Source organism: Jatrophihabitans sp., assembly GCA_036389035.1.
Lineage (GTDB): Bacteria > Actinomycetota > Actinomycetes > Mycobacteriales > Jatrophihabitantaceae > Jatrophihabitans_A.
Genome location: DASVQQ010000014.1, coordinates 1 through 14,279, shown reverse-complemented (window position 1 = coordinate 14,279; position 14,279 = coordinate 1). Strand labels below are relative to the sequence as shown.

13 protein-coding genes are annotated in these 14,279 nt (G+C 70.9%); 11 read left to right on the top strand and 2 right to left on the bottom strand.

The window, feature by feature from the left end; all coding sequences use genetic code 11:
* Positions 1 to 763: acetylglutamate kinase (gene argB, locus VF557_10875; protein HEX8080703.1), on the bottom strand; the 763-nt coding region annotated here is incomplete at its 3' end.
* A 175-nt stretch (positions 764 to 938) separates the two neighbouring features.
* Between argB and VF557_10870 the strand changes: the two genes are divergently transcribed.
* The 8 genes from VF557_10870 to VF557_10835 all read left to right on the top strand — a co-directional run bounded on the left by VF557_10870 (position 939) and on the right by VF557_10835 (position 9,756).
* Positions 939 to 1,673: a hypothetical protein gene (locus tag VF557_10870; protein HEX8080702.1), complete on the top strand. Its 735-nt coding sequence runs from the start codon at positions 939 to 941 to the stop codon at positions 1,671 to 1,673.
* A 3-nt stretch (positions 1,674 to 1,676) separates the two neighbouring features.
* The gene (cysD, locus tag VF557_10865) at positions 1,677 to 2,573 is read left to right on the top strand and encodes a sulfate adenylyltransferase subunit CysD (protein HEX8080701.1); all 897 of its coding nucleotides are present in this window, start codon (positions 1,677 to 1,679) and stop codon (positions 2,571 to 2,573) included.
* Between the two features lie 16 nt (positions 2,574 to 2,589).
* A complete protein-coding gene (gene cysN / locus VF557_10860; GenBank protein HEX8080700.1) occupies positions 2,590 to 4,494 on the top strand; it encodes a sulfate adenylyltransferase subunit CysN in 1,905 nt (634 codons plus the stop codon).
* Between the two features lie 392 nt (positions 4,495 to 4,886).
* Positions 4,887 to 5,744, top strand: a complete 858-nt coding sequence (locus VF557_10855) for a RimK family alpha-L-glutamate ligase (GenBank protein HEX8080699.1) — start codon at positions 4,887 to 4,889, stop codon at positions 5,742 to 5,744.
* The gene (argC, locus tag VF557_10850) at positions 5,738 to 6,766 is read left to right on the top strand and encodes an N-acetyl-gamma-glutamyl-phosphate reductase (GenBank protein ID HEX8080698.1); all 1,029 of its coding nucleotides are present in this window, start codon (positions 5,738 to 5,740) and stop codon (positions 6,764 to 6,766) included. Before VF557_10855 ends, argC begins: the two co-directional genes overlap by 7 nt.
* Before the next feature lie 19 nt (positions 6,767 to 6,785).
* Positions 6,786 to 7,898 (top strand): M20/M25/M40 family metallo-hydrolase, encoded by a 1,113-nt coding sequence (locus VF557_10845; GenBank protein ID HEX8080697.1) that lies wholly within the window; start codon positions 6,786 to 6,788, stop codon positions 7,896 to 7,898.
* Positions 7,895 to 8,830 (top strand): transketolase, encoded by a 936-nt coding sequence (locus VF557_10840; GenBank protein HEX8080696.1) that lies wholly within the window; start codon positions 7,895 to 7,897, stop codon positions 8,828 to 8,830. Before VF557_10845 ends, VF557_10840 begins: the two co-directional genes overlap by 4 nt.
* Complete coding sequence (locus VF557_10835) at positions 8,827 to 9,756, top strand: transketolase C-terminal domain-containing protein (protein HEX8080695.1); 930 nt, start codon at positions 8,827 to 8,829, stop codon at positions 9,754 to 9,756. Before VF557_10840 ends, VF557_10835 begins: the two co-directional genes overlap by 4 nt.
* A gap of 35 nt (positions 9,757 to 9,791) precedes the next feature.
* On the opposite strand, the gene VF557_10830 is transcribed toward VF557_10835, so the two are convergent.
* Complete coding sequence (locus VF557_10830; protein ID HEX8080694.1) at positions 9,792 to 10,457, bottom strand: response regulator transcription factor; 666 nt, start codon at positions 10,455 to 10,457, stop codon at positions 9,792 to 9,794.
* A gap of 502 nt (positions 10,458 to 10,959) precedes the next feature.
* On the opposite strand from VF557_10830, the gene VF557_10825 reads away from it, so the two are divergent.
* From VF557_10825 to VF557_10815, 3 genes are all read left to right on the top strand, one after another.
* A complete protein-coding gene (locus VF557_10825) occupies positions 10,960 to 12,762 on the top strand; it encodes a non-ribosomal peptide synthetase (GenBank protein HEX8080693.1) in 1,803 nt (600 codons plus the stop codon).
* Entirely contained in the window at positions 12,759 to 14,078 is a 1,320-nt protein-coding gene (locus VF557_10820) for a cytochrome P450 (GenBank protein ID HEX8080692.1), read from the top strand. Before VF557_10825 ends, VF557_10820 begins: the two co-directional genes overlap by 4 nt.
* Positions 14,075 to 14,279, top strand: a 205-nt coding sequence (locus tag VF557_10815) for a hypothetical protein (GenBank protein ID HEX8080691.1), incomplete at its 3' end; no start/stop codon positions are given. The genes VF557_10820 and VF557_10815, both read left to right, overlap by 4 nt.

Below are 14,279 nucleotides of genomic sequence, written 5' to 3'. Positions count from 1 at the left end.
GCTCCGCGAGCTGGCAGCGCGGCAGCACCGATGCAGGATCGCCGAGGTCGGCCAGCACCCCCGGCACGCCCGACAGCAGCACCAGCTCGGTCGCGCCCACCGCCACGGCCACCGCTGCCGCGAGCCGATCGGCGTCGACGTTGAGCGGGCCGTCCTCGCCGAGGGCGGGCGGTGACAGCACCGGCACGAAGCCGGCATCGAGCAGGCGGCACAGCGCGGCGGAGTCCACCGCCGTGATCCGACCGCTGCGATCGTCGCGGATGATGCTGGCCCGGCCGTCCACGCTGGCCCGGAACGGCTTCTTGGCGACCGCCCGGACCAGGCCCGCGTCCAGCCCGGTCAGCCCGATCGCGGGCACCCGGTGCCGGGCCAGCGCTTCGACCAGCCGCGGCTTGACGATCCCCGCCAGCGCCATCGTCACCACTGCCAGCGTGTCGGAGTCGGTGTAGCGACCGGACACGCCGCCCGGTCCGATCAGCCGGCGTTGCCGCATGCCCAGCAGCGCGCTGATCCGCTCGATGTCGGTGGAGCCACCGTGCACCAGCACCAGCCGGTCGCCGCCGCGATGCCAGGAGGCCAGGTCCGCGCACAGCGATTCCGGCTGCTCGGTCACCACTCCGCCGCACTTGACCACCACGGTGCGAGCCGTCGCCACCTTCTCCATCGCCGGGTCCGATCCGCCGCGCTCGCTCGGCGACGCCGCACGCGCCGCGCCGGCACAACCGGTGACCACGATGGCGTGAAGTGGCCTGCCCCGGCTCATCACCACGTCCCGGACGGAGGAAACGTGCTGATGACCACGCTGCCCGCCGGGCTGGCCATCGGACTCTCTCCCTGGGCGGCAAACCTTCCTAACATCGCAGCAAAGCCCGCAGGCCGGACCGAGCCGGCTGCCCGCCGGCCGCCGCGGGATGCGATCACCACGAGCGGAGAGCCGAATGGCCAGCACCGATCCGCCAGCGATCCTCGCGCTCTGGAGCGCGCCACGATGCATGTCCACCGCGTTCTTCCGGATGATGCTCGAGCGCGGTGACCTCTTCGTGGTGCACGAACCCTTCTCCTACCTGGCCGAGTTCGGCGAGGTGACGGTCGCCGACGAGCGGCTGACCAGCCAGCGAGCCCTGCTGGCCCGGCTGCGAGAGCTGTCCACCGCCCGGCCGGTCTTCTTCAAGGACACCACCGACGAGCGGTACCCGCAGGTGTTGCGGGACACGGCCTTTCTCGCCGAGGACGCCGTGCACGCCTTCCTGATCCGGTCCCCGCAGGAGACGATCGCCTCGTACTTCCGGATCAATCCGGGGGTCCGCGCCGACCAGATCGGCTTCGGCCACCAGCTGGAGATCTTCGAGGCGGTGCGGGCCGCCACCGGGCGCACCCCGTTCGTGATGGAGGCGGCCCGGCTGCTGGCCGACCCCGCGACGGTGGTCGCCGAGTTCTGCGCAGCCGCCGGTATAGACTTCCGTCCAGAGGCATTAAGCTGGCAACCCGGGCATCGACCCGAATGGGGGCCCTCGCAGAAATGGCACGAGGAGGTCAGCCAGACCAGTGGTTTCACTGCCACCACGTCATCCAGCACCGCCGCCGCCACCCTCATCGCAGCTGATCACCGGCTGGCAGCCATGCTCGAGTACCAGCAGCCGTTCTACGAGCGGCTGCTCGCCCATGCGGTCTGAGCCGTGCTGACCCACCTGCAGGTGCTGGAGGCCGAGAGCATCCAGATCATCCGCGAGGCGGTCGCCGAGAGCGAGCGGCCGGTGATGCTGTACTCGATCGGCAAGGACAGCACGGTGATGCTGCACCTGGCCCGCAAGGCGTTCTTCCCGGCGCCGCCGCCGTTCCCGCTGATGCACGTGGACACCACCTGGAAGTTCCGCGACATGTACGCCTTCCGGGACCGGGTGGCGGCCGAGTCGAAGATGGAACTGATCGTCCACCAGAACCCCGACGCGCTGGCCCGCGGCATCAACCCGTTCACGCACGGCTCGGCGATGCACACCGACATCTGGAAGACCGAGGGCTTGCGGCAGGCCCTGGACAAGCACCGGGTCGACCTGGCCTTCGGCGGCGCGCGCCGGGACGAGGAGAAGTCCCGGGCCAAGGAGCGGGTGTTCTCCGTCCGCACGGCCGAGCACCGCTGGGATCCGAAGCGGCAGCGTCCGGAGTTGTGGCAGCTCTACAACGGCCGCACCAACCTGGGTGAGAACCTGCGGGTGTTCCCGCTGTCGAACTGGACCGAACTGGACGTCTGGCAGTACATCCGGCAGGAGCAGATCGAGGTGGTGCCGCTCTATTTCGCCGCGCCCCGGCCGGTGGTCGAGCGTGACGGCATGCTGATCATGGTCGATGACGATCGTTTTCCGCTCACCGAGGACGAGACGCCGGTGACGCGGCAGGTGCGCTTTCGCACGCTGGGCTGCTACCCGCTGTCCGGCGCGGTGGAGAGCACGGCCACCACGGTCGCCGACATCATCGGCGAGATGTTGCTTACCACGACGTCCGAACGGCAGGGCCGGCTGATCGACCACGACTCGGCCGGCTCGATGGAGCGCAAGAAGCAGGACGGCTACTTCTGATGACAGGCAGCACCCGATGACGGGCATCACCGAGCCGATCACCGACATCGAGTCCTACCTCGACGCGCACGAGCGCAAGTCGCTGCTGCGCTTCATCACCTGCGGCAGCGTCGACGACGGCAAGAGCACCCTGATCGGCCGGTTGCTCTACGAGTCGAAGATGATCTTCGATGACCAGCTCAGCGCGCTGGAGGCCGACTCGCGGCGGTTCGGCACCCAGGGCGGCGAGCTGGACCTGGCGCTGCTGGTGGACGGCCTGAGCGCCGAGCGCGAGCAGGGCATCACCATCGACGTCGCCTACCGGTTCTTCGCCACCGAGCACCGCAAGTTCATCGTGGCCGACACCCCGGGCCACGAGCAGTACACCCGCAACATGGTGACCGGCGCGTCCACCGCCGAGCTCGCGGTGATCCTGGTGGACGCCCAGCGCGGCGTGCTGACCCAGACCCGCCGGCACAGCTTCCTGGTGTCACTGCTGGGCATCACCGACATCGTGCTGGCGATCAACAAGATGGACCTGGTGGACTTCGACCAGGCCCGCGCCGAGCAGATCGCCGCCGAATACCGGCAGTTCGCGGACCAGCTCGGCCTCAGCGACATCACCGTCATCCCGATGTCGGCGGTCCGCGGCGACAACGTGGTCACCCGCAGCCCCGCGATGAGCTGGTACACCGGGCCCTCGCTGATGGAGCACCTCAACACCGTCCAGCCCACGCCGACCGTCACCGCGGCGGCGGAGCCGTTCCGGCTGCCGGTGCAGACGGTGCTGCGTCCGGACCACACCTTCCGCGGCTTCGCCGGCCGGGTGGCGCGCGGCTCGGTCCGTCCGGGCGATCAGGTGCTGGTGCAGCCGGCCGGCACGCCCGCGACCGTCGAGCGGGTCGTCACCTTCGACGGCGACCTGGCCGAGGCGGTGACCGGCCAGTCGATCACGCTGACCCTGACCGAAGAGGTGGACGTCAGCCGGGGCGACGTGCTCTCGGCCGCCACCGAACCGGCCGGGGTGGCCGACCAGTTCGAGGCCGACGTGGTCTGGATGTCGGAGCACGAGATGCTGCCCGGCCGGCGCTACCTGATCAAGCTCGGCACCCGGACCGCGGGCGCGGTGTTCAGCCGGCCCAAGTACCGGGTCAACGTCGACAACCTGGACCGGATGGCCGCGACCACTCTCGGCCTCAACGACATCGCGGTCTGCGCGCTCAGCCTCGACCGGCCGCTGGTCCACGACACCTATCAGCAGAACCGCGACATGGGCGGCTTCCTGATCATGGACCGGTTGACCAACGACACCGTCGGCGCCGGCATGCTGAAGCTGGCGTTGCGCCGCTCGGCCAACATCCGCCGGCAGCACGTCGAGGTGGACAAGCAGGCCCGGGCCCGGCTGACCGGCCACCAGCCGGCCGTCGTCTGGTTCACCGGCCTGTCCGGCGCCGGCAAGTCGACCATCGCCAACCTGGTCGAGAGCAAACTGCACGCCCTGCACTGTCACACCTACCTGCTCGACGGCGACAACGTCCGGCACGGGCTCAACCGCGACCTCGGCTTCACCGAGGCCGACCGGGTCGAGAACATCCGGCGGATGGGCGAGGTGGCGGCGCTGATGGCCGACGCCGGCATCATCGTGCTGGTCTCGGCGATCTCGCCCTACCGCGGCGACCGCGACCAGGCCCGTTCGCTGGTGGGGGAGAACGAGTTTCTCGAGGTGCACGTCGACACCCCACTCGAGGTGGCCGAGTCCCGCGACCCCAAGGGCCTGTACGCCAAGGCCCGCCGGGGCGACCTGCCGAACTTCACCGGCATCGACTCCGCCTACGAGCCGCCCATCGACCCCGAGGTGCACCTCGACACCACCGCGGTGAGCCCCGAGCAGGCCGCCGACCAGGTGGTGGCGGGCCTGCGCCGGCTCGGCGTGCTGCCGTGACCGCCGCCGCCCGGCACGCCGTCTAGCCACCGGCACGCCGTCTAGCCACCGGCACGCCGTTTAGCCACGGGTAAGCATCGCGTCCAACAACCCTGCGCCCGCATCGTGAAAACCAGCTGAACCAGCTGCCGACGATGACGATGCCCGCCGCTGGGCGGCTGCGTAATGTCCGAATCCAGACGAGCGAGCGAGTGCATCGCACTCCATCCCACCGCTGTGCCAGGAGAGGTCATGACCAGTTGCCCAGAGTGCGCCGCCAGTGTCACGTTCGCCGAGCCACCCCGGCTGAGTGAGGTCGTCGAGTGCGGTGACTGCCACAGCGAGTTGGAAGTGATGACCCTCGAGCCGGTGAATCTCGTGCTCGCCCCTGAGGTAGAGGAAGACTGGGGGGAATGAGCGGGCCGGCTGATCTCGCGCTGCTGGCTTCCCGGGTACGCACCGACGAGCGGCGCATCATGGCCGCGCTGGAGCGGCGCGGGGTCAACTTCTCCCACGTCGACACCCGCACCCTGCACAGCTGCTTCGGCCAGCGGCGCTGGCCGGTGGTGCTCAACCGCGAGATCGGCGTGGTGCGTGCCCGCTACGCGGCCTGGGCGCTGGAGGCCGAGGGCAGCCGGGTGCTGAACACGGCCAGCGCGATCGAGGTGTGCGGTGACAAGTGGCGAACCTCGATGTCGCTGCAGGCGGCCGGCCTGCCGACGCCGCGCACCGCGATCGCGATGACGCCGGAGGCGACGCTGGCCGCGCTGGACGAGCTCGGCTACCCGGCAGTGCTCAAGCCGCTGGTCGGCTCCTGGGGCCGGCTGGTGACGAAGCTGGAGACCCGCGAGCAGGCGGACACGGTGCTGGAGTACCAAGCCGCGCTGACCGGGCCGCAGGCACACCTGGGCTACCTGCAGGCGCTGATCGACTCCGGTGGCCGCGACATCCGGGTGATCGTGATCGGCGGGGTCGCGATCGGCGCCAGCTACCGCTCCAGCGACGACTGGCGCAGCAACGTCGCCCGCGGCGCGCGCACGGGTCGCTGCCCGCTGACGCCGGAACTGGCCAAGCTGGCCGCGGGCGCGGCCGAGGCGGTCGGCGCCGAACTCGCCGGGGTGGACGTCATCGAGGACGGGCAGGGCCGGCAGCTGGTGCTCGAGGTCAACTCCGGTGTCGAGTTCAGCGGCTTCCAGCAGGCGCACGGTGACGACATCGACGTCGCGGACCTGATCGCGGAGTACGCGATGGCGGCGGTGAGCGCGTGCTGAGGGTCGCGGTGATGGGCGGGGCCGGTTACATCGGCGGCGAGCTGCTGCGCCTGGTGCTCGGCCATCCGGAGCTGCGACTGGCGGCCACGACCTCGCGCCGGCTGGCGGGCCGGCGGGTGGACGGCGCCCATCCGAACCTGCGGGGCCACACCGACCTGACCTTCAGCTCGCCGGACCAGCTGGTCGACTACGACGTGCTGCTGCTGGCCACCGGGCACGCCGAGACCATGCACGCCATGCCGGACCTGCTGCGCCTGGCGCCCGTGGTGATCGACCTCTCCGCCGACTTCAGGCTCGCCGACCCGGCGCGGTTCCGGCGGTACTACCGCACCGAGCACGCCCATCCGGAGCTGCTGAGCAGCTTCGTGCCCGGCCTGCCCGAACTGCATCGCAAGGAGCTGACCGAGGCCAACCGGATCAGCGTGCCCGGCTGCATGGCCACGGCCGGCATCCTGGCGCTGCGACCGCTGGCCGAGGCAGGGCTGATCAGCGGCCAGGTCACGGTGGACGCCCGCACCGGCTCCAGCGGGTCCGGGGCGGTGCCCGGCCCGGCCAACGTGCACGCCGAGCGAAGCGGAGCGATGCGGGTCTTCGCCCCGGCCGGGCACCGGCACGAAGCCGAGATCAGCCAGAGCATCGGCGGGTTGCCGGTCTCCATGACCGCGACCGGCGTCGAAGCGGTGCGCGGAGTCCAGGTGATCTGCCGGGTGCCGGTGCCAGTCGGGGTCGACGAGCGAACCCTGCGCATCCGGTACCGGGAGGTCTACGGCGACGAGCCGTTCGTCCGGATCGTGGCGGCCAGGACCGGCCTATACCGGCTGCCCGAGCCCAAGATCCTGACCGGCACCAACTACTGCGACGTCGGGTTCGCCGTCGACGAGTTCCACCGGCAGGTCGTGGTGATCGCCGCGCTGGACAACCTGATGAAGGGCGGCGCCGGCAACGCCGTGCAGTGCCTCAACGTCCGGTTCGGCCTGCCGGAACGGGCCGGTCTCGACTTCATCGGCCTGCATCCCGTCTAGGCCGGCAGCCATCCCAGAGATGAGATCCCCAGACATGGTCAACGGCTCGCAGATCCCTCCGCCGTCGGACGCCCTCGCCATCGACCTGCTGCGGCAGATGCTGGCGATCGCGTCACCGTCGTATGACGAGGCGGCGCTGGCCCACTACCTGGCCGGCCGGATGCGCGAGCTGGGCTACGCGGCCGGCGTCGACCAGGCCGGCAACGTGGTCGGGGAGCTGGTTCGCGGTGGCGGCCCGACCGTGATGCTGCTCGGGCACCTGGACACGGTGACCGGAGAGGTGCCGGTCCGCGAGGAAGGCGGCCGGCTGTACGGGCGCGGCGCCGTGGACGCCAAGGCGCCGCTGGCCGCGATGGTGTGCGCCGCGGCCGCCAGCGCGTTCACCGGGCGGCTGGTCGTGGTGGGCGCCGTCGAGGAGGAGACGCCGCTGTCACGGGGCGCCATGCACATCCTGGCCAGCCACCCCACCCCGGACGCGCTCATCATCGGTGAGCCGAGTGGCTGGCGGACGGTAGTGCTGGGATACAAGGGAAAGCTCGACTTCTGGTACCGGGTGGAATGCGAGGCGACCCACCCGAGCAACCCGGCTGCCAAGGCCAGCGAGCTCGCCGCCGAATGCTGGTCGCAGGTGCGGCAGCTGCTCGGCCCGGAGGCCGGCCACGCCCGTTTCGATCAGCCGGGCGCGACCCTGGTCTCGATCACCGGGGATCTGACCACCGCGGCGGCCAACGTCAGTGTCAGGACCCCGCTGGGCTTCGACGCCGCGGCGTTCCTGACCGACCTGCAGGGCCGGTTGGCCGGCGGCACGCTGGAGCTGATCAACTCGGTGGGCGCCTGCCGGGTCGGGCGCAACGACCCGGTGGTGCACGCGTTGAACCGGGCGATCCGGCAGGGTGGCAGCAGTCCGGGCGCCAAGGTCAAGACCGCGACGTCGGACATGAACACCCTCGCCGAGCAGTGGAAGATACCGATGGCGACCTACGGCCCGGGTGACAGCGCGCTGGATCACGCCGACGACGAGAGCATCGAGATAGTCGAGTACCTGGCCGGCGTCCGGGTGCTGACCCTGGCGCTGAACGAGCTGTCGACCGGGCTGCCGGGCCGGCGTCCGGCGATCGTGGGTGCCCGGTGACCGGACTCGCGACCGGCCGGCCGGCCGAGCCCGACGCGCCGGCCGAGCCTGACGCCATGGGGCCCGGCTCGGCCGAGTCCAGCCTGGTCGAGCCCAGCCTGGCCGAGCGCGCGATCAGCGTGCGGGAACGGATCATCGAGATGTGCGCGACCACCGGCGGCGGCCACCTCGGTGGCGGCATGTCACTGGTCGAGATCCTGCTGGTGCTCTACTTCGAGGTGCTGCGCAACGACCCGGCCCGGCCGACGGATCCGGCCCGGGATGTGCTGCTGCTCAGCAAGGGACACGGCGCCCTCTGCCTGTACTCGGTGCTCGCCGAGCGCGGGTACTTCCCGGTGTCCCGGCTGGCCGAGTACGCCCAGCCGGGCGGGCAGTTCATGGCACACCCGAACCCGGAGCTGCCAGGGGTGGAGATGCCCTCCGGCGCCCTCGGACACGGCTTGCCGGTCGGCGTCGGCGTGGCGCTGGACGCGCGGCTGTCCGGCACCCCGCGGCGGACGGTCGTCGTCCTGGGTGACGGCGAGTTGCAGGAGGGGTCGGTCTGGGAAGCCGCCATGTCGGCGAGCAGCCTGGGCCTGAGCGGCCTCACCGCGGTGGTGGACCGCAACCGGCTGCAGATCACCGGCGACACCGAGGACGTGGTGGGCCTGGAACCGCTGGACGAGCGGTGGCGGGCCTTCGGCTGGACGGTCCGCCAGGTCGATGGCCACCACCCGGCGCAGCTGAGGCACGCGCTGACCGCGGCGCCGGAGGACGGCAGGCCGGTCGTGGTGCTGGCCCGGACCGTGAAGGGCCGCGGGTTGCCGCACGTCGAGGGCATGGCCAAGAGCCATTTCGCGCGGCTGGGGGACCGGCAGCGGCGCCAGGCGCTGGCCAGCGTGCGGCGCGGTGCGCAGCCGGCGACCGCGCGGCTCGGTGCGGGGCCGGCATGACGAGCACCCTGACGCTGTCCTCGCGCGAGACCTACCGGGACCTGCTGGTGCAGGCGATGCCGGCCGATGACCGGCTGGTCTGCCTGGACAGCGACACCGGGCTGTTCCTGGGCCAGGACTTCGGCACGGCGGCCGCCCGCTACGTCAACCTGGGCATCGCCGAGCAGAACCTGCTGGGCACGGCCGCGGGGCTGGCGCGCTGCGGCCGGATCCCGTTCGTGAACACGATGGCGACGTTCGCCAGCACCCGCGCGCTCGAGTCGGTGAAGATCGATCTGGCCTACGCCAACCTGCCGGTCCGGATCGCGGCCACCCACGGCGGGCTGTCGGCCGGCAACCTCGGCCCGACCCACCACAGCCTGGAGGATCTGGCGATCATGCGGCTGCTGCCGAACATGACGGTGCTGGTGCCGGCCCAGGCGTCGGCCACCGTCGAGTTGTTCGAGCAGTGCCTGGACCTGCCCGGTCCGGTCTACCTGCGGCTGGGACGCTCGGCGACCCCCGACCTGCCGGTGGACGCGCCGCCGATCCGGATCGGTCAGGCCCAGCCACTGCGCGACGGGGACGACCTGCTGCTGGTGGCGTGCGGGCCGTATCCGGTGCTGCTGGCGTTGCAGGCCGCCGAGTCGCTGGCGGCAGCCGGCATCGAGGCCGCCGTGCTCAACATGCACACCGTGAAACCCCTGGACGAGGCCGCCCTGACCGCTACCGGCGCGCCGGTGGTCACGGTCGAGGAGCACTGGCGCAGCGGCGGCCTGGGCAGCGCGGTGGCCGAGGCGTTGGGTGAGACCGGGCGCCGGGTGCTGCGGGTGGGGGTGGCGGACCGGTTCGTCTCGATGGCCGGTGACCAGCAGTTCCTGCTCGAGCAGGCCGGCGTCACCGTCGAGGCCATCCAGAGCGCCGCGCTGCGCGCGCTGAAGCGCTGAGCCGGCTGACCGCTGCTCGCGCTGAAGCGCTGGACTCAGCTGGCGACCATCATCCCCGAGCGGTAGGCCACCGACACCATCTGGGCGCGGTCCTTGACGTCCAGCTTGCAGCGCAGCCGGTACACGTGGGTGCGGACCGTGGTGACCCCGATGGCGAGCTCGTCGGCGACCTCCTCGGTGCTCTTGCCCTGCGCGATCAACAGCAGCACCTGGCGCTCGCGCGGGGTCAACGCCGCCAGCGCCGGGCGCAGCTGCTCCTCCGGCTGGCTGTCCTGGCGGCGGAACCAGCTCACCAGGCGGTTGGCCACGAGCGGGGCGAGCATGATCTGGCCGCGGGCGGCGGCCCGGATCGCCGCGCTGAGCTCGTCAGCGGTGGCCTCCTTCACGAGCAGGCCGTCGGCGCCGGCGTGCAGCACATCGGTGATCATCTGATCGGAATGGTTCATCGCGAACACCACCACCTTGGGCTGCGGGCTGATCCGCTCCTGCCCCATCCGCTTGATGAGTTCGAGGCCGGAGATGCCGTAAAGAGTCAGCCCGGTGACGATGACATCAGGCCTGGCGGTTCGGGCCAGCAAAATAGCGTGTATTCCGCTGTCGGTGGCGCCGACGACTTCGATATCGGATTCCGCATTCAGCGTCGTGGACAATCCATCCCGGACGATCGGCAGCTCGTGGCAGATGAGAATACGCAGAGACACTGAGGTAGCTCCTATGAGCGCTGTTAGGCCCGCATCACAGCGAAATAACGCTGCGATGCGTGGTGACTGCAAGATGACGCATGGCAAGCCCTTGGGAAGGCTTTCGAGCTGCCCCGTTTTGTTCGGCGCCGCCTTCCGCGCTAGTTGAAATCCGGAGAATCAGACCCATCGTGTAACCGAAATCCTGAACTATTGTTGAGCCGTGGTCAAGACTTTAATACATTAAATTGGACATGTAATTTATGTGTAGTCGGCAGGCCGCTTACTGCGCCGTCTAATGCATCACACCCGACGTCCAACGCCTGATCCGCGACAATCCTTTAGATGTCGCCGCCCGGTCGTCGCGGCGTTTACCCCCGGGTCAGTCGAGGCGCTGACGCCGGCTCGGCCGGCCCTCTGTTTTGGTGAGGTGCGCCCCGCAGCCGGAAAGAGGATGCCCGATGAACGCCCTGCCCGAGCCACCCCGCGGCCGAGCCCGGCTCGCCGCCGCCAGCGGCAGCTGATGACTGCCGCACCGGCTGCTTCCAGCTCGACGATCACCGCGGCCTTCGCCCAGATCGTGGCGGCGCGCCCCGGGGCGGTGGCGGTGCGCTGCGACGGGCGCTCGCTGACCTACGCCCAGCTCGACCGGCGCGCCAACCAGCTTGCCCACCACCTGATCCAGCGGGGCGTGACTGCCGAAGAGCCGGTGGCCGTGGTCAACGACCACAGCGAGGCGCTGGTGATCTCGCTGCTGGCCATCCTCAAGGCGGGCGGCTGCTACCTCGGCGTGGACACCCGGCAGCCGGCGGAGCGGATCACCGCGATGCTGGCCGCCGCCGGGGTGCGCATCCTGCTCACCGGCAACCCCCGACCTGCCGTCGCGGGTGTCGAGGCCGTGGACGTCTCCGCGCTCGACCTGGGCGCTCAGCCGAGCACCGATCCCGCGGCGCCCAGCTCGCCGGCGCAGCTGGCCTACCTCGCCTACACCTCGGGCTCCACCGGCGCGCCCAAGGCCGCGATGATCCCGCACGCGGCGGTGCTCCGGCTGGTGAGCCAGGCCAACTTTCTCACCGTGCACGCCGACGACGTGTTCGTGCAGCTGGCCCCGCTGGCCTTCGACGCCAGCACCCTGGAGATCTGGGCGCCGCTGCTCAACGGGGCGACGCTGGTGGTGGCGCCGGCGATCAGCTCCGTCAGCGACATCGACCGACTCGTGAGCCGGGAGCGGGTGAGCGTGCTCTGGCTCACCGCCGGGTTGTTCCACCAGTACGCCAACGCCGGCATGGCCGGGCTGCGCGGGCTGCGCTGCCTGATCGCCGGCGGGGACGTGCTGGCGGTTCCGAGTGTCAACCGCGCCCTGGCCGAGCTGCCGGCGGTCGAGCTCGTCAACGGCTACGGGCCGACCGAGAACACCACCTTCACCTGCTGCCACCTGATCGCCGGATCGCAGGACGAGCGGGTGCCGATCGGCTTTCCGGTCTCGGGCACCAGCGTCCAGTTGCTCGACGAGGACCTGCGCCCGGTGCCCGACGGCGAGGTCGGCGAGCTCTGCGCCGGCGGCCTGGGCCTGGCCCGCGGCTACCTCGGCCGGCCGGGACCCACCGCCGAGCGATTCGTGCCCGATCCGTCCGGCCAGGTCGCCGGCGGCCGGCTCTACCGCACCGGCGACCTGGCCCGGCGGCGCGCTGACGGCGCGCTGGAGTTTCTCGGCCGGCTCGACGACCAGCTCAAGATCCGGGGCTTCCGGGTCGAGCCCGGTGAGGTCGAAGCCGCGCTGCGGGAGCTGCCCGAAGTCACCGATGCCGCGGCGGTGGCCCAGCAGGCCCGCTCCGGCCGGCGGCTGGTCGGCTTCGCGGTGCTCGCCGAGCCCGGGTCGATGTCACCGATGATGCTGCGGCGGGCCCTGCACGGGCTGTTGCCGGACTACGCGGTGCCGGCGATGATCGTGGTGCTGGACGAGCTGCCGCTCACCGCGAACGGCAAGGTCGATCGGGTGGCGTTGGAGGCCCGGTCCGGCCGGAGCCGGCCCACGGCGCTGTCGAGTGACTACCGGCCGCCGCGGACCGAGACCGAGCAGCAGGTGACCGACACCTGGGAACTGCTGCTGGACATGACCGGCATCGGGGTGGACGACGACTTCTTCGAACTCGGCGGTCACTCGCTGATCGCGGTCGGCATCACCGGCGAGCTGAGCGCCGTCTCGGGCGTCAACCTGCAGGCCCGGCACTTCTACGAGAACCCCACCGTCTCAGAACTGGCCGGCCTGCTCGATGAGCTGCGGGCCGACCAGCTCGGCGCGCGAGCCGAGCTGGCGGGAAAGTGAGGCTCAGCACGCCGGCCGCCGGCTTCGACGTCGACCTCGACACGGTGGACCTGTTCGACCCGTGGCTGTACGCCGGCGGCGACCCGCACCCGATCTGGGCCGTGATGCGCCGGCGGGCGCCGGTGCACCGGCAGGAGCTGGCCGACGGCCGGCATTTCTGGTCGGTGACCAGGTACCACGACAGCTCCGAGGTGCTGCGCGACCATCAGCGGTTCACCTCCGAGCGGGGCACCCTGCTGTGCACGCTGGGACACGGCGATCCGGCCGGCGGCAAGATGGTGACCGCGACCGACCCGCCCCGGCACACCGAGCTGCGCGAACCGCTGAACCGGGCGCTGTCGATGCGCGCGGTCAACCAGCACCGCCCGCGCCTGCAGCAGATCGCCCGCCAGATCCTGCTGCCGCTGCTGCGCGATGAGCCGTGGGACCTGGCAGCGGATCTGGCTGCCTTTCCGATGATGTTCACCGGGATGCTGATGGGAATCCCCGACCTGGACTGGCCGGCGCTGACCCGGCTGACCACCATGGCGATCGCACCCGATGACCCTGAGTTCCAGGAGGGGAACAGCCGGATCTCGCTGGTGACCGCTCATCACGGCATGTTCGAGTACTTCTCCGAGCAGGTGTTCCAGCGGTCCCGGCGAGAGCCCGGACCCGACCTGATCGACCACCTGATGACCCTGACCGCCGGTGGCCGGCGGATGACCCACGACGAGGTCGTCTACAACTGCTACAGCCTGCTGCTCGGCGCCAACGTGACCACCCCGCACGCGGTCGCCGGCCTCGTCCTGGGCTTCATCGAGCACCCCCAGGAGTACCGCAAGCTCAAGCAGGACCCGACCCTGATCGGCTCGGCTGTCGAGGAGGGGCTGCGGTGGGCGTCGCCGGCCAACCACTTCATGCGCTACGCCCGCGAGGATGTGGAGCTGGCGGGCGTCCGGGTACCGGCCGGTGACGCGCTGGCGGTGTGGATCGGCTCGGCGAACCGCGACTCCGAGGTGTTCGAGGACCCCTACCGGTTCGACGTCGCGCGCGGCGGCAAGCGGCACCTGGCGTTCGGGTTCGGTCCGCACACCTGCGTGGGCGCGCCGCTGGCCCGGATCTCGCTGCGGTTGATACTCGCCGAGATCCTGGAGCTGGTCGAGGAGTTCCAGCTGGTCGGGGAGATCGAGCACCTGTGCTCCAACTTCATCGCGGGCGTCAAGCACATGCCGGTCACCGCCACGCTGCGGCCCGGGGCGGCCGACCGGCTGGCCGGGCTGGTCGAGGCCGGCCCGGTGCTGACCGGCGGCGGGTCAGCCGGTGGCCGCGCATGAGGACAGCGCTGAGCACCGACGTGGTGGAGCTGACCCGGCGGCTGGTCCGCTTCGACACCACCAACCCGCCGGGCGACGAGGCCGCCTGCCTGACCTACCTGGCGGGCCTGCTCACCGACGCCGGGCTGGACTGCCGGCTGGTCGGGGCAGCCGCTGACCGGCCCAACCTGATCGCCCGGCTGCCCGGCAGCGGCAGCGCGG